This window comes from Kitasatospora sp. NPDC058190, assembly GCF_042883685.1.
In the GTDB taxonomy this organism is placed as follows: Bacteria; Actinomycetota; Actinomycetes; order Streptomycetales; family Streptomycetaceae; genus Kitasatospora.
Window position 1 is genome coordinate 81,922 of the sequence record NZ_JBHVVI010000019.1, and the last position, 20,705, is coordinate 102,626.

The following is a 20,705-nucleotide window of genomic DNA, read 5'->3' on the forward strand; positions in this document are numbered from 1 at the left end:
GCAGCAGCCGGAGCACCGAGCCGTGACCGCCTCGCCCCGCACCGCCCGGACGGCCGTCCTGGCCGCCCTCGCGGTCCTGGCCACCGGGTGCGCCGCCGGGGGCCCCGCGCTGCGGGCCCGGTCGGCCGTGGCGGCGCCGGTGTGCGGGTCCCCGGTGGTGATCGGGCACCGGGGAGCGCCGCGCAACGCGCCGGAGAACACCATGGCCTCCTTCGAGGCCGCCCTCGACCAGGGCGCCGACTGGTTGGAGACCGACGTCCAGACCACCAAGGACGGCGTCCCGGTCCTGATGCACGACCCCTCCGTGGACCGCACGACCAACGGCAAGGGCGCCGTCGCGGACCTGACCGCCGCCCAGGTCGCCGCCCTGCGGGTGACCGTCGGCCCCGGCCCGGCCCAGCCCGTCCCGACCCTGGAGGAACTGCTCGAGCGCCTCTCCGGCAGCCGCACCACGCTGCTGATGGAGATCAAGTGGCAGCGCCCCGAGGCCGTCGCCCGGATCGCCCGGCTCGCCGCCGGCAGCGACGCGCACGTCGTCCTCTACTCCTTCTCCGCCGACCACCTGCGCCGGGCCCACGCCGTCGCACCGGCCCTGCCGGTGGTGCTGATCCAGGGCGGCGGGATCGCCGACGACCCGGGCGACCTCAAGCTGGACGGCATCGCCCTGGACTCGGGCCTCGCCGGCGCCGCCCGGATCGCCGCCGAGCGCAAGGCCGGGCGCGAGGTGTACGTGTGGACGCTGGACGACGAGGAGTCCTGGCAGTTGATGGCCGCTCGGGACGCCGACGGCCTGATCACCGACACCCCGGGCCCGGCCCGCCGCTGGGTGGACACCAACTGCCGTACCGGGCATCGGGCCGGACCTCGCGGGCACTGAGCCGCACGGGCAGAGAGCCGCACGGACAGCGATCGCACCCGGAACGGTCGGGAACGACCGGGACCAGCGCGAATACCGTCACAACCGATCTCCGGCGGGGTCGGATCGCGTAGCGTGGAGAGTTATGCGACTCGGTGTGCTCGACGTAGGTTCCAACACGGTCCACTTCCTCGTGGTGGACGCCCATCCGGGTGCAGCCCCGCTGCCCGCGTACTCCCACAAGGCCGAGCTGCGCCTGGCCGAGCTGCTGGACGAGTCCGGCGCGATAAGCGAGGCCGGGGTCGAGCGGTTGATCGGTCACATCGCCTCCTCGCTGCGGGTCGCCGAGGACAAGGGCGTGGTCGACATCCTGCCCTTCGCCACCTCCGCCGTCCGCGAGGCCGCCAACGGCGAGCAGGTGCTGCGCCGGATCGCCGCCGAGACCGGGGTCGAGCTGCGGGTGCTGTCCGGACAGGACGAGGCCCGGCTCACCTTCCTGGCCGTCCGCCGCTGGTTCGGCTGGTCCTCGGGCCGGCTGCTCAACCTGGACATCGGCGGCGGCTCGCTGGAGATCGCCTGCGGCCTGGACGAGCAGCCGGACGTCGCCTGCTCCCTGCCGCTGGGCGCCGGCCGGCTGACGGCCGGCTGGCTGCCCGGGGACGTCGCCGACCCGGACCGGCTGCGCGAGCTGAGGAGGCACATCCGGGCCGAGATCGCCAACGTGGTCGGCGAGATCTCCCGGCTCGGGCCGCCGAAGCACGCCGTCGCCACCTCCAAGACCTTCAAGCAGCTGGCCCGGATGACCGGCGCCGCGGCCGCCGACGCGGGCCCGTACACCGACCGCCGGCTCACCCGCAGCGGGCTGTCCGCCTGGCTGCCGCGGCTGTCCACGATGACCGTCGCCGAGCGCGCGCAGATCCCCGGCGTCTCCGAGGGCCGGGCCAAGCAGCTGCTGGCCGGGGCGCTGGTCGCGGACGCCGCGATGGACCTGTTCGGCCTGGAGGAGCTGGACGTCTGCCCGTGGGCGCTGCGCGAGGGCATCATCCTGCGCCAGCTGGACGCCATGGACAGCCCCGCCGACCGCCGCCGCCCCGCGCTCACGCCGTAACGCGGCCACCCCGTGCCCGACCCGGAGCGCGCCCGCCGGGCGAACGTGCCGCCGGTCACTGCGCCGGGCATCCGGTCCCGTTCGGCGCGTGCTCCGCTTACGCTGTCTCCCGTGGTGCAACCAGCGGGCGAGGACGGGACGCGGGAGGGCCGCGCGCCCGGGGACGGGCAGCCGCGGCCGGACGCTCCGCGCCGCCGGCTCGGCAAGCCGGGTGTCGGCAAGGCTGTCAAGGGCGCCACCGCCGGCCAGGCCGCCAAGGCGGTCCAGGCGGCCCAGGCGGCCCAGCGCACCGCGAAGAAGGCCGCCACCGCGACCGCCAAGAAGGCCGCGGAGAAGCGGGCCACGGCCCGGAAGACCGCGGAGGCCAGGGCCGAGGCCCAGAGGACCGCGGACGCGAAGACCACGGTGAGGCAGACCGCGCGGCAGCCGGCCGCCACCGCGAAGGAACCGAAGGAACCGAAGGAACCGCGGGAGACCCGCACCGCCCGGGCCGCCGGCGCCGCCAAGGCCGCCGTCCAGTCGGTGCGCTCGGTCAAGGCCGCCAAGCGCGACGCCGCCCGCCCGCCGCTGCTGCGCACCACCGACCGGCTGGTGCTGCCCCAGCACCCCGCCCTGCACATCCCCGACACCAAGGTGGTCCTGTCCACCGCCTCGGTGTACCCGGCCAGCACCACCGTGGCCTTCGAGCTGGCCGCCAAGCTCGGCTACGACGGGGTCGAGGTGATGGTCTGGAACGACCCGGTCAGCCAGGACATCGAGGCCCTGCGCCGGCTCTCCGACGCCCACCAGCTGCCGATCCTGGCCGTGCACGCGCCCTGCCTGCTGATCACCCAGCGGGTGTGGACCACCGACCCGTGGACCAAGCTGGTCCGGGCCCGGGCGGCGGCCGAGAAGCTCGGCGCGAGCGCCGTGGTCGTCCACCCGCCGTTCCGCTGGCAGCGCCAGTACGCCCGCGAGTTCGTCGAGGGCATCAACCGGATGGCGGGCGAGACCGACGTCCGCTTCGCCGTCGAGAACATGTACCCGTGGCGCTACCGCGACCGCGAGGTGCTCGCGTACGCCCCCGGCTGGGACGTCACCGACGAGGAGTACCGGCACTTCACCATCGACCTCTCGCACGTCGCGACCTCGCGGATCGACGCCTTCGCCATGGTCGAGCGGATGGGCGAGCGCCTCGCCCACGTCCACCTGGCCGACGGCAGCGGCTCCGGGAAGGACGAGCACCTGATCCCCGGCCGGGGCAAGCAGCCCTGCGCCGAGCTGCTGGAGCACCTGGCCCGCACCGGCTTCGACGGCCACGTGGTGCTGGAGGTCAACACCCGGCGCGCCGCGTCCCCCGCCGAACGCGAGGCCGATCTCGCCGAGGCCCTCGCCTTCACCCGCTTGCACCTGGCCACCCCCTCGCGCGTACGCTGAGCCCGGGCCCACGGGGGCGCGAACTTCCGTACCGAGGGAGAGCGGTGACGAACGATCGGCTTTTCAGCGAGCTCGGCAACTTCCGTGAACTGGCCCAGAGCTTCGGCTCGGTGGCCGCCGAGTACGACCGGGCCCGCCCGAGTTACCCGGACGAGCTGTTCGACGAGCTGGAGCGGCTCTGGGGCCGCAGCCTCAAGGGGGCCCGGGTCCTGGACGTCGGCGCCGGCACCGGCATCGCGACCCGGCTGCTGGCCGCCCGCGGCGCGGACGTGATCGCCGTCGAGCCGTACGCCGGGATGGCCGCCCAGTTCCGGGCCGCCTCGCCGCAGCTCCCGCTGGTCCGCGGCAACGGCGACGACCTGCCCTTCCACGACGACTCCGCCGACCTGATCTGCTACGCCCAGGCCTTCCACTGGACCCGCCCGGAGCGCTCCGTCCCGGAGGCGATCCGGGTGCTGCGGCCCGGCGGCGCGCTCGCCGCCTGGTGGAACGTGCCCGACGAGACCGTGCCCTGGGTCCGGGCCCGGGTCGAGCGGCTGACCGCCGCGCTGCCCGGCCGCTACCACGGCTACGGCCGGATCACCGAGCACACCCGCCACTTCGCCCCGGCCGGGCTGGCGGTCGGGCACGCGCGGCTGCGCTGGGAGCGGCGGGTCACCGTCGAGCACGTGCTCACCGACCTCACCTCCCGCTCCTTCCTGGCCTCGCTCACCCCCGAGGAGCGCGCTCCGATCCTGGCCGTCGAACGGGAGGCCCTGCGCGCCGACTTCCCGGACGGCGTCGTGGTCGAACCGTTCATCCTGGACCTCACCGTGGCCGTCAAGCCCGGCTGACCTCAGGGGGTGACCGCGCCTGCCCGCATCCCGGACGGGATGTCCGGCGGCCGGACGGCGGGCGTAGGCTCGGAAACCACCAGCGGCCCCCGCACCTCCCTCTCCCGCGGGGAGCCGTCGAGAGCCCCGAAGGAGTGGAGCACAGTGCCCGAGCTGAGGTCCCGTACGGTCACCCACGGTCGCAACATGGCAGGCGCCCGGGCGCTTCTCCGGGCGGCCGGCGTAGCCCGCGAGGACTTCGGCAAGCCGATCATCGCGGTCGCCAACTCCTTCACCGAGTTCGTCCCCGGCCACACCCACCTGCAGCCGGTGGGCCGGATCGTCTCCGAGGCGATCAAGCAGGCGGGCGGCATCCCGCGCGAGTTCAACACCATCGCCGTGGACGACGGCATCGCGATGGGCCACGGCGGCATGCTCTACTCGCTGCCCTCGCGCGACCTGATCGCCGACTCGGTCGAGTACATGGTCAACGCCCACTGCGCCGACGCGCTGATCTGCATCTCCAACTGCGACAAGATCACCCCGGGCATGCTGATGGCCGCGCTGCGCCTCAACATCCCGACCGTGTTCGTCTCCGGCGGCCCGATGGAGGCCGGCAAGGCCACCCTGGTCGACGGCACCGTGCGCAAGCTGGACCTGGTCGACGCGATCTCCCAGGCGGTCAACGAGAACGTCTCCGACGAGGACATCGCGATCATCGAGGAGAACGCCTGCCCGACCTGCGGCTCGTGCTCCGGCATGTTCACCGCCAACTCGATGAACTGCCTCACCGAGGCGATCGGCCTCTCGCTGCCCGGCAACGGCTCGGTGCTCGCCACCCACACCGCCCGCCGGGCGCTGTACGAGAAGGCGGGCCGGACGGTCGTCGGGATCGCCGACCGCTACTACGGCCAGGACGACGCCTCGGTGCTGCCGCGCGCGATCGCCACCCGCGCCGCCTTCGAGAACGCCATGGCCCTGGACATCGCCATGGGCGGCTCGACCAACACCATCCTGCACCTGCTCGCCGCCGCCCAGGAGGCCGAGCTGGACTTCGACATGCGGGCCATCGACGCGATCTCCCGCAAGGTGCCCTGCCTGTCCAAGGTCGCGCCCAACGGCTCGTACTACATGGAGGACGTGCACCGGGCCGGCGGCATCCCGGCCATCCTCGGCGAGCTGTACCGGGCCGGGCTGCTCAACGAGGACGTCCACACCGTGCACGCCGACTCGCTCGCCGAGTGGCTCAAGACCTGGGACGTGCGCGGCGGTTCGCCCTCCGCCGAGGCCGTCGAGCTGTGGCACGCCGCGCCCGGCTGCGTCCGCTCCGCCGAGGCCTTCTCCCAGTCCGAGCGCTGGGAGTCGCTGGACACCGACGCCGCCAGGGGCTGCATCCGCAGCGCCGAGCACGCCTACTCGGTCGAGGGCGGCCTCGCGGTGCTGTACGGCAACCTCGCCGAGGACGGCTGCATCGTGAAGACGGCCGGCGTGGACGAGTCGATCTGGACCTTCAGCGGCCCGGCCGTCGTGGTCGAGTCCCAGGAGGACGCGGTCGAGGCGATCCTCGCCAAGCGGGTCAAGGAGGGCGACGTCGTCGTCATCCGCTACGAGGGCCCCAAGGGCGGTCCGGGCATGCAGGAGATGCTCTACCCGACCTCCTTCCTCAAGGGCCGCGGTCTGGGCAAGGCCTGCGCGCTGGTCACCGACGGCCGCTTCTCCGGCGGCACCTCGGGTCTGTCCATCGGCCACGCCTCCCCGGAGGCGGCCTCCGGCGGCACCATCGCGCTGGTCGAGGACGGCGACACCATCGCCATCGACATCCCGGGCCGGACGATCTCCCTGGAGGTGCCGGAGGAGGTCCTCGCCGAGCGCCGCCGCGCCCTGGAGGCCGCGGGCGGCTACCGGCCGAAGAACCGCGACCGCCAGGTCAGCCAGGCGCTGCGCGCCTACGCGGCGATGGCCACCTCGGCGGACAAGGGCGCCGTCCGGGACGTCGGCAAGCTCGGCTGATCCCGGCGAGCGAACGGAGGAGCCGTCCCGCGGTGGGGACGGCTCCTCCGTCGTCCGTGGGCGTCGGGTGATAATCGGGGGCGTGAGCGAGCAGCCCCCCACCCCCCCCCCCAAGCCCGCCGGCGCCCCCGAGCCGGAGCCGATCCGCTTCTTCGGCACCAGCTGGCTGAACCGGGACAACGGCTACTGGCCGCGCCGGGTCGGCGTCTCGGTCGGCGCCCTGGTCGCGACCGCCGCCGCGGTGCTGGTGCTGCGCTTCGGCGTCGAGGGCGTCGCGATCTCCGACAGCGGCGGCTTCCTCAACGGGCTGCTGACCGCCGCCATCGCGGTCTGCTCGATGATGGCCGTCCGGCGCACCTGGAAGGTGCTCACCGAGGGCAAGGACCAGCTGACCGGCTGGATGGCCGAGGACACGTCGCTCGGCGCGGTCTGGCTGATCGGCGGGGCCGGCTCGCTGGCCGCCTACTTCGCCCGCAGCCTGGTCGAGGCCCCCGGCGAGGGGGTCAGGCGGGCCGCCTACCAGCGGGCCGTCGAGCAGCACGGGAAGCGTCAGCCGAACCGCAGCGGCCGGCCCGGCACCAAGGCGCCGGGCCGGGGCAAGCGCAAGCGCTGACCGTGGTCAGTAGCGGCTGACCGAGCCGCACCCGCCGGGCTCGGTGGACAGGTCCTTGCTGCGGTCGTACGGGTCGGTCTCCGGGCCGGTCGGCCGGGCGTCCGGGCTGTCCGGCAGCGCGGGCGCGAACTGGTCGAACTGCGGGTGGTAGTAGCCGTCGTAGACGTCGCAGGCCGAGTTGGCGGAGTCCGAGGTGGTGCCGTCGGCGATCACCAGCTTCTTTGGGTTGACCTGGTAGCGGCCCGGGTCGTAGAAGCGGAAGTTCTCCACCCGGCGCACGACCGTGCGGGTGGTCCAGGTGTCCCCGGCCACGTTGTCCACCGGCACCACCAGCCCCACCGGCTTGGCCGTGCCGCCGCCCTGGGGCGCGGCCGGCTTCGTCGGCTGCGGCGCGCCCGCCGACGGGGCGGACGATCCGGCCCGCTTCCCGGCCTCCGGACCGGGGCGCAGCGGGTACACGAAGCTGAAGTCGGTGTGGACCAGGACGCCCTTGTCCCCGTCGCCCTCGAAGCTGATCCGGCCCTGCACCTTGACCACGTCACCGACCGGGATCGCCTCGCGCGGGTCGAAGCGGCTGAACCAGCTGGTCGCGTCGGTGTCCTTGGACGGGTTCGCCAGCGCGGCGGTCGCGCGGTCCCGCTCGTCGCGGTCCAGCATCGCGAGCGCGGTGTCCGGCCGGCCGCCCGCGATCACCTTCGGGTCCAGGTTGGCGGCGGTCAGGTAGTCCTTGACCAGCTGCAGCTGGGCGGCGACCTGGTCGGCGGAGAAGACGCCGGTGTCCTTGGCCTCGGGGAGCACGAAGGCCTCGGCGCCGTTCGGCCAGCCCTCGGCGGGGGAGCCGGCCCACGGGTGGTCCACGGTCGGCTGCTTCTCGTCGACCTTCGGCGCCGCGGTGGTCGGCTTGGCCGTCTCCGGGGCCACGGTCGGCACCGGGGTGTGCGCGGCCGAGGAGCCGTTCCCGCCGATGTGGTCCGCGTACCAGGTGCGCAGCCCGTCGATGTTCAGCGCGGCGAGCAGCACCGCGACGGTCAGTACGACGAACAGTGGCGCGCGCCACTCCAGCCGGCGACGGCGTGGCGGGCGCGGGTTGCCCCAGGGGTCGACCACCTGCAGCTTGGGCTTGCGTCCGAAGCGTCGCTTGGCCTTCTCCGGGCCGTCGTTGACGGAGCGGCGGCCGCCCGGGTCGACCGGCGGGGTGTGCTTCCAACGGGCGGTCAGCATCCGGGTGCGCCCGGACTGCTCCTTCACGCTGGCGGACTTGATGAAGTCCTCGTCCAGGACGAGGTCTGCGAACGGGTCCTTCCCGCCCGCCCCGGACGGGTCGGACCCGCCCGGCTCGCGGCCCTCGGAGGGGCGCGGTTCCGGATCTTCGGCTATCGGCATCGCGCCAGTATGACGACGGGGTGTGACGATTCGTCGATCGGGGGCACTCCGTGTGGTGAACTCGTGCGCAGAGTGCGGACGTTTACCCCATTTGCCCAGGTCGGAGAGGTGCGACCAGGGGTTCAGCCCTTGCCGCGGGCCTGCTTCACCGACCCCACCACGCCGGCGATCGTCAGCAGGATGCCGGCCGGGATGAGCGACTCGAAGAACGCGGCGAACAGGCCCGCGTCGCCGAGGAACAGCTGCGCCAGCGTGTTCAGCAACAGCAGTCCGCCGGCCGCCGGGAGTGCCGACTGCCACGGGTGCTCGTTGGCCCACCGCCGCAGCCGCCGGTCGCCGGTGTCGCGCCGCAACTGGCCGCCCAGCGTGCCGACGAGGAAGAAGAAGAACAGGCCCCAGCCGGCCGGTCCGGCCAGCATGCTCAGCGACCAGTGCCCGGTGATCGCGTCGATCCCCAGGGCGGTCGCCCCCACCACCGCACCGACTCCCGCGGCCGTCCGCCACGGGCCCATCGTCGCCGAGGCGACGGCGAGTTGCCGGTTCTCACGTCGGGACATCTCGTCGTGTGCCATAGGTCCACGGTGCGCCCGCGGACGGCCGGAAGCCATAGGGGAAACCCCCGAGTTTCTCCCTAGAGGATTGGCCCGGGGGACCACGGATCGGACGGTCCCGCCGCCCGGTGCCGCGCGGTGCGAGGATGGCCGCAGTACCGAGGCAAGGAGCGGACCATGGGCAGCAGCGCAGCGCACGGACAGAAGATCGCCTTCCTGGGCACCGGCAAGATCGGCGAGGCCCTGCTCTCCGGTCTGCTGCGGGCCGGCGAGGACCCGGCGGACGTCCTGGTGACCGCCCGCCGCCCCGAGCGCGCCGCCGAACTCGCCGCCCGCTACGGCGTGACGGCCGTCTCCAACGCCGAGGCCGCCAAGCTGGCCGACACCCTGATCCTCGCGGTCAAGCCGCAGGACATGGGCACCCTGCTGGAGGAGCTGGCCCCGCACGTCAGCCCGGACCGGCTGGTGATCTCGGCCGCGGCCGGGGTGCCGACCGCCTGGTTCGAGGAGCGGCTGGCGGCCGGCACCCCGGTGGTCCGGGTGATGCCCAACACGCCGGTGCTGGTGGACGAGGGGATGAGCGTCATCTCCGGCGGCTCGCACGCGACCGAGGAGCACCTGGTGCGCGCCGAGGAGATCTTCAGCTCGGTCGGCAAGGCGCTGCGGCTGCCCGAGTCCCAGCAGGACGCGGCGACCGCGCTGTCCGGCTCCGGACCGGCCTACTTCTACTTCCTGGTCGAGGCGATGACGGACGCGGGCATCCTGCTCGGCCTGCCCCGGCAGGTGGCGCACGACCTGATCGTGCAGTCCGCGATCGGCGCCTCGGTGATGCTGCGCGACTCGGGAGAGCACCCGGTGAAGCTGCGCGAGGCGGTCACGTCCCCGGCCGGCACCACCATCGCGGCCATCCGCGAGCTGGAGAACCACGGCGTGCGGGCCGCGTTGCTGGGCGCCCTGGAGGCGGCCCGGGACCGCTCCCGGGAGCTGGCCTCCGGCGGCAAGTAGTCGTCACAGAAGTCCCTGCGCGACCCCTCCCGCAACGGCGGCGCACCGCCTACGCTCTCGCCAACATCGTCCTACCGGTCGGTAGCGAGGTCGTCTGGAGGTCCGCATGAGTGCTGAGCCGTCCCCGGTCCCGCCCGGCCTGCGCGTCGGGCGGGCCGCGCTCGCCGTCAGCTTCCTGCTCCAGGGCACCACCTTCGCGCTGCTGGTCACCTGCATCCCGGAGATCCAGCACCGGTACGGGCTGAGCGACGGGCTGCTGCCGGTCTTCCTGGCCGCGGTGCCGATCCTGGCCGGGGTGGGCTCGATCCTGTCCGAGCAGTTGGTGAAGCGCACCGGCGCCCGGGCCGTGCTGCGGGTGGTCCAGCCGGCCGTCTGCCTGAGCCTCGCAGGCGTCGGGCTCGGCGACTCGCTGTGGCAACTCGCCCTCGCGCTGGGCGCGTTCGGGCTGCTGGTGGGCGCGCTGGACGCCAGTATGAACATGCTCGGGGTGGGCCTGCAGCACCGCTACGGCCGCTCGATCATGATCGGCTTCCATGCCGCCTTCAGCCTCGGCGGCATCCTGGGCGCGGCGATCGCGGGGCTCGGCTCGCACGAGGACCTCGGGCTGCCGGTGCTGTTCGGCACGGCCGCCGCGGTGATCGCCCCGCTCGCGGTGCTGACCGGCACCCGGTTCGCCGGCCCGGCCGAACTCGGCGACGCCGTCCGGGAGGCCGCCGAGGCCGCCGCCCGGTCCGTCCCCTGGCGGCCGCTGCTGCCGCTGTGCCTGGCGATGGCCTTCGCCTACATCGCGGACGCCTCGGTCTCCAACTACAGCGTCAAGTACCTCACCGACGGCCTGGGCAGCCGCGAGGACCTCGCCAAGCTCTCCTACCTCGGCTACATGGTGGCGATGCTGGTCGGCCGAGCCCTGGGCGACCGCGCGGTGCAACGCTTCGGCGCCGTCCCGGTGGTGCGTGCGGGCGCCGCGGTGGCCGCGCTCGGCTTCGGTCTGGCCGCCGTCGCGCCGACCGCCTGGGCGGGCATCGCCGCCTTCACCGTGCTCGGCCTCGGCATCTGCGCGATCATCCCGCAGGTGTTCGCGGCCGGCGGGCGGCTCTTCCCGGCCGACTCGGACGCCGCCGTGGCCCGGCTCAACCTCTTCAACTACGTGGGCTTCCTGATCGGTTCGCCACTGGTCGGGGCGATCGCGGACGCGAGCTCGTACCGCTGGGCACTGCTCGCCCCGATGCTGCTGGTGCTCGCCGTCCTGCCGCTGGCCGAGCGCTTCGCCCCGGCGCCCGCGACGGTGCCCGCCCCCGCAGCCGCCTGAGGGCGTGGCCGGGCGAGCCCTGGCGGTCGCCCGGCCACCCCCACCCGCTACGGTGGAGGCCATGCCCGAAGCCGAGCGTGACACCCCCTGCGGCCTGCACCTCTTCTGGGACGAGGCCGTCACCGCCTACGACTTCGGCCCCGGCCACCCGATGGACCCGACCCGGCTGGCGCTCACCATGCGCCTCGTCGAGGCCCTCGGGCTGAGCACCGGGCCCGGCGTGACCGTCCGGTCCGCACCGGCCGCCGGGGACTCCACCCTGCGGCTGGTGCACACCGGGGAGTACGTCGAGGCGGTCAAGCGCGCCGCCGCGCACCCCGAGCAGCCGGACCCCCGGCACGGGCTCGGCACCGACGACAACTGGGCCTTCCCGGGGGTCCATTCGGCCTCCGCGCTGATCGCCGGCCAGTCCGTGGCCGCCGCCGAGGCGGTCTGGCGCGGCGAGACCCCGCACGCCGTCAACTTCGCCGGCGGGCTGCACCACGCGATGCCCGACAAGGCCTCCGGCTTCTGCATCTACAACGACCCGGCCCTCGCCATCGCCCGGCTGCTGGAACTCGGCGCCGAGCGGGTCGCCTACGTCGACGTGGACGTCCACCACGGCGACGGTGTCCAGCAGGCCTTCTGGAACGACCCCCGGGTGCTGACGATCTCGCTGCACGAGCATCCCGCCACCCTCTTCCCGCAGACCGGCTGGCCCACCGAGACCGGCGGCCCGGACGCCCCCGGCACCGCCGCCAACCTGCCGCTGCCGGCCGGCACCGGCGACTCCGGCTGGCTGCGCGCCTTCCACGCCCTGGTGCCGGAGCTGCTCAGCGCTTTCCGGCCGCAGATCCTGGTCACCCAGCACGGCGCGGACACCCACCTGGAGGACCCGCTCGCCCACCTCGCCGTCACCGTGGACGCCCAGCGGCTGATCGCCGAGGAACTGCACGACCTCGCCCACCAGCTGACCGGCGGCCGCTGGGTGGCCACCGGCGGGGGCGGCTACGCCGTGGTGGACGTCGTCCCGCGCACCTGGACCCACCTGGTCGCCACCGCCGCCGGCCGGCCCGTCGACCCGGCCACCGAGACCCCCGAGCCCTGGCGCGCCGAGGTCTACCGCCGCACTCGCCGCCCGGCCCCGCTGCGGATGACCGACGGCGCCCGCCCGTCCTGGCGCGACTTCGAAGCGGGTTACGATCCGGCCGACCGGCTCGATCAGGCCATCCTCGCCAGCCGCCGCGCGGTGTTCCCCCACCACGGCCTGCTGGCCTGAATCCGCCGCCCGGTCGCACGCCGGCCGGGCCGTGCGTACCCCCGTTGGTGCGAACCGCCGAGCGGCTACGTACTGCAACAGTCCTATCTCTCACCGTACGAGGACTGCACTTCCCCCCTTCCCACTGGTACCACCCATAACTACTCTGGGGATACACGTGTGCCGGTGGAGTCACCGGAGGGGAAGCCGGTGCCTTGCACACGGGTAAGGGTCGGGTGATGGTCATGAGTTCCGGCGAACGCCCCCTGCAGGAAGTCGTCTTCCTGACCGTGGCGGAGGTTGCCGCAGTCATGCGGGTGTCCAAGATGACCGTGTACCGGTTGGTGCACAGCGGAGAGCTGCCGGCCATCCGGGTCGGACGGTCCTTCCGGGTGCCCCAGCAGGCGGTGCACGAGTACCTCAAGGAGTCCTACGTGCGGCTTGAGAGCGCGTAGCCGAAGGGTCGGGCGGGGGCGGGTCCGCAACCGTGGGCCCGCCCCCGTTCGCCCGGGATTTCCCGCGGGTTTCCCGCTTCCGGGGAGCGCGATTACTGCCCGGGCCGGGCGGACGGTAGGCTAGGCCCTCACGTCAGTCGTATGGACTCCGTCTCTCACGGACGAGAGTCTCAGTGAGCGAGGGTTGTTCCGTGGGCTCTGTCATCAAGAAGCGTCGCAAGCGTATGGCCAAGAAGAAGCACCGCAAGCTTCTGAAGCGGACTCGCGTTCAGCGTCGCAACAAGAAGTAAGCGCCCCCGGCCGCGCCCAGCGCGCCCAGCGCTTCCACCGCCCGCCCCGGCCCTCGTGGCCAGGGCGGGCGGTGTCGTTTCACGGCCCGGCGCGGCGGCGCGGTACGGTGCACGCAGGCCGCTCGGGTCAGGGAAATGGGGTGCAGCACCGTGGGTGTGGTCGTGCTCGTCACCGGTGTGGCACGCCATCTCGGTGCCCGCTTCGCCGCCGAGGTCCGCCGCCGCCCCGGCGTGGACCGGGTCGTCGGCGTGGACGTGCTGCCGCCCGGGCTGCCGGTCGAGGAGCCGGACGGCCCGGCCGCCCCGTACACCTTCCACCAGCTCGACCTGCGCCGCCCCGCGGTCTCCCGGGTGATCGCCGAGCACCGGGTGGACACCGTGGTGCACCTCAGCGTCAGCGCCACCGGTCTGGGCTCCACCAACCGCTCCGCGGTGAAGGAGTCCAACGTCATCGGCACCATGCAGCTGCTCGGCGCCTGCCAGAAGGCCCCGGGGGTGCGCCGGCTGGTGGTGAAGTCCACCACCGGCGTCTACGGCTCCGCGCCCCGCGACCCGGCGGTGTTCACCGAGCGGCTCCAGCCGAAGGACCCGCCCGGTGGCGGCTTCGCCAAGGACGCGGCCGAGGTCGAGGGCTACGTGCGCGGCTTCGCCCGCCGCCGCCCGGACGTCGCGGTGACGGTGCTGCGCTTCGCCAACATCGTCGGCCCGCACGCCGACACCCCGCTCAGCGAGTACTTCGCGCTGCCGGTGCTGCCGACCGTGCTCGGCTACGACCCCCGGCTGCAGTTCGTGCACGAGGACGACGCGGTCGCGGTGCTCTGCCGGGCCGCCGACGAGCCCGCGCCGGGCACCGTCAACACCGGGACCTTCAACGTGGCCGGGGAGGGCGTCCTGCTGCTCTCCCAGTGCGCCCGCCGGCTCGGCCGCCCCACCCTGCCGCTGCTGCTGCCCGCGGTCAGCTGGATGGCCGTGCTGGCCCGGCAGACCCGGCTGGTGGACGTCTCGCCCGAGCAGCTGCGGCTGCTCACCCACGGCCGGGTGGTGGACACCACGCGGCTGCGGGAGACCTTCGGCTACCGCCCGGCGTTCAGCACGCCGGAGGCCTTCGCCGACTTCGCCGCCGCCCGGGGCCCCGGCCTGCTGCCGCCCGAGCGGCTGGCCGCCGTCGCCGACCGGCTGACCGCCCTGCTCGGCCCGGAGGAGCCGGCCCCCGCCGCGCCGAACGTCGTACCGAACCGTCCCCGCCGTCCGAGGAGCTGAAGCCGCGATGAGTGCCGCCGCCGACAACGCGCCGGGCGAGGCCAAGGTCATCCCGATCGAGACCGCCCCCAGTTGGACGTCCCCCGAGGGCCCCGGGCTGGCCGACCGGCTCGCCGGGGCCGTCGGCGGGGCGCTGTCCGGGCAGCTCGGCCCGGTGGCCACCCGGCTGTTCGGCAAGGGCTGGGAGGGCCGGGCCACCGAGGGACTGGCCTTCCTGCGCCGCCGGATCACCGGCGACTACGAGGTGGACGAGTTCGGCTTCGACCGGGAGCTCACCGAGGAGGTGCTGCTCTCGCTGCTGCGCCCGCTGGCCGAGAAGTACTTCCGGATCGACGTCCAGGGGATCGAGAACATCCCGGCCGAGGGCGGCGCGCTGATCGTCGCCAACCACTCCGGGACGATCCCGCTGGACGCCTTGATGACCCAGGTGGTCATCCACGACCACCACCCGCACCGCCGGCACCTGCGGATGCTCGCCGCCGACCTGGTCTTCGTCCTGCCGGGCATCAACGAGCTGGCCCGCAAGGCCGGCCACACCCTGGCCTGCAACGAGGACGCCCAGGCGCTGCTGGAGCGCGGCGAGGTCGTCGGGGTCTGGCCGGAGGGCTTCAAGGGCATCGGCAAGCCGTTCGCCGAGCGCTACAAGCTCCAGCGCTTCGGCCGCGGCGGCTTCGTCTCCTCGGCGCTGCGGGCGAAGGTGCCGATCGTGCCGTGCTCGATCGTCGGGGCGGAGGAGACCTACCCGATGATCGGCAACGTGAAGACGCTGGCCCGGCTGCTGGGCCTGCCGTACGTCCCGATCACGCCGACCTTCCCGTGGCTGGGGCCGCTCGGGATGCTGCCGCTGCCGACCAAGTGGACGATCCGCTTCGGCGAGCCGATCGCCACCGACGGCTACCCGGCGGAGGCGGCGGACGACCCGATGCTGGTCTTCGACCTGGCCGACGAGGTGCGCGAGACCATCCAGCACAGCCTGTACCAGCTGCTGGTGCAGCGGCGCTCGGTGTTCTTCTGACGGTCCGCACCGCGAAGGGCCCCGGCGCGACGCCGGGGCCCTTCGCGGTGTTCCGGTCAGCTGCCGCCGAGGATCCGTAGGCCGGGCAGCAGGCCCGGGACCAGCGGGGGCACGTCCACGCCCTGCGGCGTCGCGCCGGGCGCGACGCTGGGCGTGCCGGACGGCTGCGGCGCCTGCGGCGGGGCCGCGTCGGCGCTCGGCGAGGGCTTGCCGGCACCGCCGGTGAGCCCGCTGGTGAGGTCGCCGACCAGCCCGTTGACCGCGTCCGGGGCGCTGGTGGGCAGGGTGCCCGGCAGGCCGCCGCCCTTGGCACCGCCGCCGGCGGTGGAGCCGACGCCGGGGTTGCCCGGGGCGTGCGCGGTGCTGCCGGGGCGGTTGGCGCCGTTGCCCGTGTCGGTGCCGCCCTGGGACTGGTCGGAGCCCGGTGCGGCACCGGCGCCGTTGGCGGGGGAGCCCGCCGGGGAGCCGCCGGTCGAGGAGGACGAGTCGTCGCCCGCTCCGTTGCCGGCCGGGCCACCGCTCTTGGCGGGTGGCTGGACCAGGCGCAGGGGCGCGACGTCCTCGCTCATGTCGTCGAAGAGCTGGTTCACCAGGTGCGCCTGCTCGGTCAGTTGGACCGGCAACCGACCCTGCAGCTCGCTCCAGCGGCCGTCCTCGTCGTGGGCGAAGCCGGCCAACGCGCGCATCGGGTCGAGCGAGCCGTTGCTGCGGTAGACCGAACGCAGCAGCTCGCGGCCCTTGAGGGCGTCGGCGTGCATGTCGTCCAGCGCCCGGCGGACCCGGTCGACGGTGGACGGGCTGAGCGCGCCGGCCGGATCGCCGGGGCCGACCAGGGCGTTGGCCTCGCCGAGCCGGGTGGCGGCGTTGTCGAGCAGCAGCTCGCCACGCTCGGAGTCGGAGCCGGCCAGGTCGAGCCGCAGTCCTTCGAGGCCGCGCTTCATGCCGTACAGCGTGTCCCCGGGAAGGGCGTTGGAGCTCGCGGCGGCGGCACCGGCCAGGCTGCCGACGGCGAGTCCGGCGACGAGCCCGCCGATCGCGAAGCGGCGACTCCACCGGCCGCGCGGCGCCGTCCGAGCCGCCCGGCGCCGGTGCTGCCGGGGCACCGTGGCGCCCGGTCCGCCCGCGAAGGCCTGCTCGAACGCGGCCATCAGCTGGGCGCGTTGGACCGTCCGGACCTCCTGGTCCAGCGTCGGCCGGGCCACCGCCCCCAGCGCGTCGGCCAAGCCGACCAGTTCCGCCATCGCGACCGAACCGGCTTCGGTGCCAGCGGTGTTGGCCGATTCGGCGTTGGCCGCGCGGCGTTGCTCCGCCTGGTGGGCCTCCAGCGCCTCGGCGAAGGCCTTCGCCCGCCGGTGCTCCAGCACGTTTGCCGTCACGGGCCACACCTCCCTTCGTCGTTGTCGACACCCCGGCCAGCCGGACGGTTGCCTCGGCGGGCCAAAGCCACTCCATCGGGTGATAGGCCGCAGTTCGGCTTGACCGTGCGCCTGGTGGGGGCTTGCATGCTGGCCAACGAGCGGTGCGGGCGGTCGGTTACGCAACGCCGATCATCGGATCGACCGTTCACCCGGACGTGTCGATCGGGGACCCGCGGTGACGACAGGTCGAGCGGTCGCCGGGCTGTGGCCCCAGCGGTCACCGCCGCCTCACCGCGCGTCGGGCGGGAGGAGCCGGGCCAGCGTGCGGACGGCGCGGTACTGGAGGGTCTTGATCGCGCCCTCGTTCTTGCCCATGATCCGCGCCGTCTCGGCCACCGAGAGGCCCTGCAGGAAGCGCAGCGTCACGCACTCCTGCTGCTGCGGGTTGAGCCGGCGCACCGCGTCCAGCAGGGCGGCGTTGGAGAGCGACTCCAGCACCGACTCCTCCGGGCTGCGCTCGCACTCGTTGGAGTCGAGCATCTCGCCGGTGGTGACCTCCAGCCGGAACCGGCTGGACTTGAAGTGGTCGGCGACCAGGTTGCGGGCGATGGTGACCAGCCAGGCGCCGAAGTCCCGGCCCTGCCAGGTGAAGGTGCCGATCCGGCGCAGCGCGCGCAGGAACGTCTCGCTGGTGAGGTCCTCGGCGGTGGCCCGGCTGCCGACCCGGTAGTAGATGTAGCGGTAGACGGTGTCCGCGTAGTGGTCGTAGAGGCGGCCGAAGGCCTCGCTCTCGCCGGCCTGGGCCCGCTCGACCAGCTCCATGATCGGGTTGTGCTCGGTCTCGTAACCGGGGCTGGGCGCCGTGCGGGTGCGGCTGCGGCCGACGCCGGTGCTGCCGGTGCGGCTGCGCGAGCCGGTGCCGGCCGAGCCGGCGGCGGTGGTGCGCAGCGCCACCCCGGGGCCGTGCTGGTGGCCGAACGGCGCGCCGGCGGGCACGAGTTGGGGCGAGACGGCGAGCTGACTGCGGAGCAGGTTGCGCAGCAGGTCCAGGCCGGTGGAGATCTGCCGCTCGGCGGTCGGCCGGTCGCGCAGGCCGGTGCGGGGGCGCAGGGGCGCGGACGACGGGCGGGAGGGTGCAGGCGCGTCGTTCCGGACGGGTGGGTACACGGGACTCCCAGAGGCAGAACTGTGGACGGATCACCTCCGCCTGCGCGGAGAGCACGCCCCCTGGCGTCCGTTCGAGCGGGACGCGTGGGTGACGTGCATCCAGGAGAGAATAACGCTTTGTGCAATGACAGCTACACCGTGTGGTCGAAGTGGTCGTTTGAGATCCATTTGTTGTGCATAATCGGCTGACACTGACCGGAGATGTCATCGTTCATCCGGCTCAACGTGATCGTTCAGGTGCCCAGGGTGACCAATTCGGTGGCTCTGCGGGCGGTTTCCCAGCCTTGGGGCTCGGCAACCCCTGACTTTCCCGGCCTGGCGAACGATCAGAACCGGTCACCGGCGGGCAGGTTCGCACCGCGGGCCCGGACGGCCCTGCGGGGAAAGGGAGTTCGCTCGTACGAGGGGCCAGGTCGGAGGCCTGGTTGACGTCTGATCACCCGCCCGGGGGAGGCTCGCGCAGGGGCGTCCGCGGCCGCGCGGAGGGGTGTTCAGCCGCGCCGGCGACGGCGCCGCAACGCCACCCCGGCCGCCGTCGCGCCGCCCAGTACCCCGACCGCGGCCGCCGCCGGCAGCCCCACCCGGGCCGCCTTGCGCCCGGTCCGGAAGTCCCGCACCCGCCAGCCCTGCGCCCGGGCGTGCCGCCGCAGCGCGCCGTCCGGGTTCACCACGTACGGGTGGCCGACCAGCGAGAGCATCGGGATGTCGTTGGCCGAGTCGCTGTACGCGGCGCAGCGGTCGAGGTCGAGCCGCTCGCGCCGGGCCAGCGCGCGCACCGCGGCGGCCTTGGCCGGGCCGTGCAGCAGGTCGCCGACCAGTCGGCCGGTGTAGGAGCCGTCCCGGGCCTCGGCGACGGTGCCGAGCGCGCCGGTCATGCCGAGCCGCCGGGCGATGATCCGGGCCACCTCCAGCGGGGCGGCGGTGACCAGCCAGACCCGCTGGCCGGCGTCCAGGTGCATCTGGACCAGGGCGCGGGTGCCGGGCCAGATCTTGTCGGCCACGACCTGCTCGAAGATCTCCTCGCAGATCGCCTCCAGATCGGCGGTGGGCTTGCCGGCGACGATCCCGAGGGCGGTGTTCCGGGCGTCCGAGATGTGGTCCGGGTCCTCCGTGCCGTGCAGCCGGAACAGCGCCTGCTGCCAGGCGAAGCGGGCGATGTCGCGGCGGGTGAGGAAGCCACGGCGGTAGAGGCCGACCCCGAGGTAGAAGATCGCGGCGCCGCGCAGGATGGTGTTGTCGCAGTCGAAGAAGGCGGCGGCGCGGGGGTCGTCCCGGTCGGGGGTGTGGTTCTCGGCCGGGGCCTTGGGCGCCTTCCCGGGCCGGCCCGCCGCCGGGGCGCCGGCCGCCGGGGCGTCGGCGCGGGCGGGAACGGGCCGGGGCTCGGTGCGCAGCGCGGCCTCGGCCGCCTCGGCGGCGGCCTCGCCGGCCTCGGTCGCGGCCTCGGCCGCCGGGGCGCTCCGCGCGGTGGTGGAGCGCTTCGCCTGGGTGAGCCTTCGGAGCACGGCCATGTCACCGAGCATAGCCAGCCGGGCGGGGAGTGGCCGTGACGGAGCCGTGCCCACCCGGTGAACAGCTGCCGCGACCCCCGCCCCGGGTGCTCCGGAGGCGGGCGGACGGGTGGCGGACAATGGGCCGGTGAGCCCACTGCTGCGACGTAAGAGCCCCCGGCCGGCCGACCGTACCGTGACCCTGGTCGGCAAGCCCGGCTGCCACCTGTGCGACGAGGCCCGGGAGGTGATCGTCCGGGTGACGGCGGAGCTGGGCGCGACCTTCGAGGAGAAGGACATCACCCAGGACGAGGAGCTGTACCGCCGCTACTGGGAGCAGATCCCGGTCACCCTGATCGACGGCCGCCAGCACGACTTCTGGCGGGTCGACGAACGCCGCCTGCGCACCGCCCTCGGCGCCTGAGGTGTGGGCCCGTCCGGCGGATCCCTGCCGGACGGGCCACGTCCGTCCGTACACCACCGCCCCCGCCGACCGGCGGGGGTGGTTCGCCGAATCGTTGCCGAAGACACTCCGTTTCGGCTTGGGGCGGGGCGCCGCGGTCGGCTTACGATCGAACGCGTTTGCGCCCATGGGGGGCTGAGCACACGAGGAGTGCCGCCATGCTTCCCCGCCCGACCTCTGGGATGCCCGAAGCCCCGCAGGGCGACCGGGGCTTCGCCGTGGTGGACGTGGAGGCGACCGGCCGCAGCCCGTGGCGGCACCGGGTGGTCGAGATCGCGGTGGTGCTGCTGGACGAGCGGCTCCGCCCCGAGGGCGAGTTCGCCACCCTGCTGGACCCGCTGGGCCCGGTCGGCCCGACCCATGTGCACCGGATACGCCAGGCCGACGTCGAGGGCGCCCCGCGCTTCAGGGAGATCGCCCCGAGGCTGCTGGAGCTGCTGGCCGGCCGGGTGCTGGTCGGCCATCACGTCAGCTGCGACCACGCCTTCCTGGACCGCGAGTTCGCCCGGATCGGGGTGCCGCTGCCGCCCGTCCCGCTGCTGTGCACCATGCGGCTGGCCCGTGAACACCTGCCGCAGGCCCGCGGCCACGGCCTGGCGGCCTGCGTGGAGGCGGCCGGCCTCGGCTGGTACCCGGCGCACACCGCGCTGGGCGACGCCCGGGTGACCGCCGAGCTGTTGCTGCACTGCCTGGGCGCCCCGTCCTGCCCGCCGGACGACTGGGCCGGTCCGCTGCGCGAGGCCGCCCGGGTGCCCTGGCCTCGGCTGGGCCGGGCGCGCTCCCGCCCGTCCGGGACGGCCGTCCCGCTGCTGCGCCGGGAGACGTCGTACGGCCCCTGGCTGCCCGGTTCCCAGGCCCCGGAAGTGGTCCTGACCAAGGCCGGTGCTATGAGCTCGACGGCGTGATGCGT

At 74.0% G+C, this 20,705-nt stretch carries 20 protein-coding genes; 15 read left to right on the plus strand and 5 right to left on the minus strand.

What is annotated here, in order from left to right:
- The first annotated feature begins 22 nt into the window (after window positions 1-22).
- The 6 genes from ACFVWU_RS12105 (at window position 23) to ACFVWU_RS12130 (ending at window position 6,815) form a co-directional block, all read left to right on the plus strand.
- A complete protein-coding gene (locus ACFVWU_RS12105) occupies window positions 23-877 on the plus strand; it encodes a glycerophosphodiester phosphodiesterase (RefSeq protein ID WP_387618561.1) in 855 nt (284 codons plus the stop codon).
- A gap of 124 nt (window positions 878-1,001) precedes the next feature.
- The gene (locus ACFVWU_RS12110) at window positions 1,002-1,964 is read left to right on the plus strand and encodes a Ppx/GppA family phosphatase (protein ID WP_387618564.1); all 963 of its coding nucleotides are present in this window, start codon (window positions 1,002-1,004) and stop codon (window positions 1,962-1,964) included.
- 612 nt (window positions 1,965-2,576) lie between these two features.
- The gene (locus ACFVWU_RS12115) at window positions 2,577-3,380 is read left to right on the plus strand and encodes a sugar phosphate isomerase/epimerase family protein (RefSeq protein ID WP_387618624.1); all 804 of its coding nucleotides are present in this window, start codon (window positions 2,577-2,579) and stop codon (window positions 3,378-3,380) included.
- Window positions 3,381-3,424: 44 nt separating this feature from the next.
- Window positions 3,425-4,213, plus strand: a complete 789-nt coding sequence (locus tag ACFVWU_RS12120) for a class I SAM-dependent methyltransferase (RefSeq protein WP_387618566.1) — start codon at window positions 3,425-3,427, stop codon at window positions 4,211-4,213.
- Window positions 4,214-4,357: 144 nt separating this feature from the next.
- Window positions 4,358-6,202 carry a dihydroxy-acid dehydratase gene (ilvD, locus tag ACFVWU_RS12125; RefSeq protein WP_387618569.1) on the plus strand — a complete coding sequence of 615 codons (1,845 nt, stop codon included), beginning with the start codon at window positions 4,358-4,360 and terminating at the stop codon, window positions 6,200-6,202.
- A gap of 82 nt (window positions 6,203-6,284) precedes the next feature.
- On the plus strand, window positions 6,285-6,815 hold the full coding sequence (locus ACFVWU_RS12130) for a hypothetical protein (protein ID WP_387618572.1): 531 nt from the start codon (window positions 6,285-6,287) through the stop codon (window positions 6,813-6,815).
- A gap of 6 nt (window positions 6,816-6,821) precedes the next feature.
- Here the strand turns inward: ACFVWU_RS12130 and ACFVWU_RS12135 are convergent, their stop codons facing one another.
- The gene (locus tag ACFVWU_RS12135; RefSeq protein ID WP_387618575.1) at window positions 6,822-8,198 is read right to left on the minus strand and encodes a hypothetical protein; all 1,377 of its coding nucleotides are present in this window, start codon (window positions 8,196-8,198) and stop codon (window positions 6,822-6,824) included.
- Window positions 8,199-8,320: 122 nt separating this feature from the next.
- Entirely contained in the window at window positions 8,321-8,770 is a 450-nt protein-coding gene (locus tag ACFVWU_RS12140; RefSeq protein WP_387618577.1) for a hypothetical protein, read from the minus strand.
- 156 nt (window positions 8,771-8,926) lie between these two features.
- On the opposite strand from ACFVWU_RS12140, the gene proC reads away from it, so the two are divergent.
- The 7 genes from proC to ACFVWU_RS12175 all read left to right on the plus strand — a co-directional run bounded on the left by proC (window position 8,927) and on the right by ACFVWU_RS12175 (window position 15,320).
- The gene (proC, locus tag ACFVWU_RS12145; protein WP_387618580.1) at window positions 8,927-9,754 is read left to right on the plus strand and encodes a pyrroline-5-carboxylate reductase; all 828 of its coding nucleotides are present in this window, start codon (window positions 8,927-8,929) and stop codon (window positions 9,752-9,754) included.
- 106 nt (window positions 9,755-9,860) lie between these two features.
- Entirely contained in the window at window positions 9,861-11,063 is a 1,203-nt protein-coding gene (locus ACFVWU_RS12150; RefSeq protein ID WP_387618583.1) for an MFS transporter, read from the plus strand.
- A gap of 61 nt (window positions 11,064-11,124) precedes the next feature.
- The gene (locus tag ACFVWU_RS12155) at window positions 11,125-12,321 is read left to right on the plus strand and encodes an acetoin utilization protein AcuC (protein WP_387618586.1); all 1,197 of its coding nucleotides are present in this window, start codon (window positions 11,125-11,127) and stop codon (window positions 12,319-12,321) included.
- Between the two features lie 224 nt (window positions 12,322-12,545).
- Entirely contained in the window at window positions 12,546-12,755 is a 210-nt protein-coding gene (locus tag ACFVWU_RS12160; RefSeq protein WP_148644250.1) for a helix-turn-helix domain-containing protein, read from the plus strand.
- A gap of 191 nt (window positions 12,756-12,946) precedes the next feature.
- Window positions 12,947-13,045, plus strand: coding sequence for a 30S ribosomal protein bS22 (locus ACFVWU_RS12165; protein ID WP_003948845.1), 99 nt, complete (start codon window positions 12,947-12,949; stop codon window positions 13,043-13,045).
- 150 nt (window positions 13,046-13,195) lie between these two features.
- Window positions 13,196-14,305 (plus strand): NAD-dependent epimerase/dehydratase family protein, encoded by a 1,110-nt coding sequence (locus ACFVWU_RS12170; RefSeq protein ID WP_387618627.1) that lies wholly within the window; start codon window positions 13,196-13,198, stop codon window positions 14,303-14,305.
- 7 nt (window positions 14,306-14,312) lie between these two features.
- Window positions 14,313-15,320: a lysophospholipid acyltransferase family protein gene (locus tag ACFVWU_RS12175; RefSeq protein WP_387618589.1), complete on the plus strand. Its 1,008-nt coding sequence runs from the start codon at window positions 14,313-14,315 to the stop codon at window positions 15,318-15,320.
- Window positions 15,321-15,376: 56 nt separating this feature from the next.
- Here ACFVWU_RS12175 and ACFVWU_RS12180 read toward each other — a convergent pair whose 3' ends face one another.
- The 3 genes from ACFVWU_RS12180 to ACFVWU_RS12190 all read right to left on the minus strand — a co-directional run bounded on the left by ACFVWU_RS12180 (window position 15,377) and on the right by ACFVWU_RS12190 (window position 19,353).
- Window positions 15,377-16,696, minus strand: coding sequence for a DUF5667 domain-containing protein (locus tag ACFVWU_RS12180; protein WP_387618592.1), 1,320 nt, complete (start codon window positions 16,694-16,696; stop codon window positions 15,377-15,379).
- Between the two features lie 270 nt (window positions 16,697-16,966).
- Window positions 16,967-17,770 (minus strand): ECF subfamily RNA polymerase sigma factor, BldN family, encoded by an 804-nt coding sequence (locus ACFVWU_RS12185; protein WP_387618629.1) that lies wholly within the window; start codon window positions 17,768-17,770, stop codon window positions 16,967-16,969.
- A gap of 566 nt (window positions 17,771-18,336) precedes the next feature.
- Window positions 18,337-19,353 carry an HAD family hydrolase gene (locus tag ACFVWU_RS12190; RefSeq protein WP_387618596.1) on the minus strand — a complete coding sequence of 339 codons (1,017 nt, stop codon included), beginning with the start codon at window positions 19,351-19,353 and terminating at the stop codon, window positions 18,337-18,339.
- Window positions 19,354-19,480: 127 nt separating this feature from the next.
- Here ACFVWU_RS12190 and ACFVWU_RS12195 point away from each other — a divergent pair, with 127 nt between their 5' ends.
- Together ACFVWU_RS12195 and ACFVWU_RS12200 are read left to right on the plus strand one after the other, a co-directional pair.
- Window positions 19,481-19,756, plus strand: a complete 276-nt coding sequence (locus ACFVWU_RS12195) for a glutaredoxin family protein (protein ID WP_387618599.1) — start codon at window positions 19,481-19,483, stop codon at window positions 19,754-19,756.
- A 197-nt stretch (window positions 19,757-19,953) separates the two neighbouring features.
- The gene (locus ACFVWU_RS12200; protein ID WP_387618602.1) at window positions 19,954-20,700 is read left to right on the plus strand and encodes an exonuclease domain-containing protein; all 747 of its coding nucleotides are present in this window, start codon (window positions 19,954-19,956) and stop codon (window positions 20,698-20,700) included.
- Window positions 20,701-20,705: the final 5 nt, after the last annotated feature.

Excerpts from the sequence above, each read along its gene's own strand:
- ACFVWU_RS12110 (WP_387618564.1), top strand. The coding sequence starts at position 1,002 with ATGCGACTCGGTGTGCTCGACGTAGGTTCCAACACGGTCCACTTCCTC.
- ACFVWU_RS12135 (WP_387618575.1), bottom strand. The coding sequence starts at position 8,198 with ATGCCGATAGCCGAAGATCCGGAACCGCGCCCCTCCGAGGGCCGCGAG.
- ACFVWU_RS12140 (WP_387618577.1), bottom strand. The coding sequence starts at position 8,770 with ATGGCACACGACGAGATGTCCCGACGTGAGAACCGGCAACTCGCCGTC.
- proC (WP_387618580.1), top strand. The coding sequence starts at position 8,927 with ATGGGCAGCAGCGCAGCGCACGGACAGAAGATCGCCTTCCTGGGCACC.
- ACFVWU_RS12150 (WP_387618583.1), top strand. The coding sequence starts at position 9,861 with ATGAGTGCTGAGCCGTCCCCGGTCCCGCCCGGCCTGCGCGTCGGGCGG.
- ACFVWU_RS12155 (WP_387618586.1), top strand. The coding sequence starts at position 11,125 with ATGCCCGAAGCCGAGCGTGACACCCCCTGCGGCCTGCACCTCTTCTGG.
- ACFVWU_RS12160 (WP_148644250.1), top strand. The coding sequence starts at position 12,546 with ATGAGTTCCGGCGAACGCCCCCTGCAGGAAGTCGTCTTCCTGACCGTG.
- ACFVWU_RS12175 (WP_387618589.1), top strand. The coding sequence starts at position 14,313 with ATGAGTGCCGCCGCCGACAACGCGCCGGGCGAGGCCAAGGTCATCCCG.
- ACFVWU_RS12190 (WP_387618596.1), bottom strand. The coding sequence starts at position 19,353 with ATGGCCGTGCTCCGAAGGCTCACCCAGGCGAAGCGCTCCACCACCGCG.
- ACFVWU_RS12200 (WP_387618602.1), top strand. The coding sequence starts at position 19,954 with ATGCTTCCCCGCCCGACCTCTGGGATGCCCGAAGCCCCGCAGGGCGAC.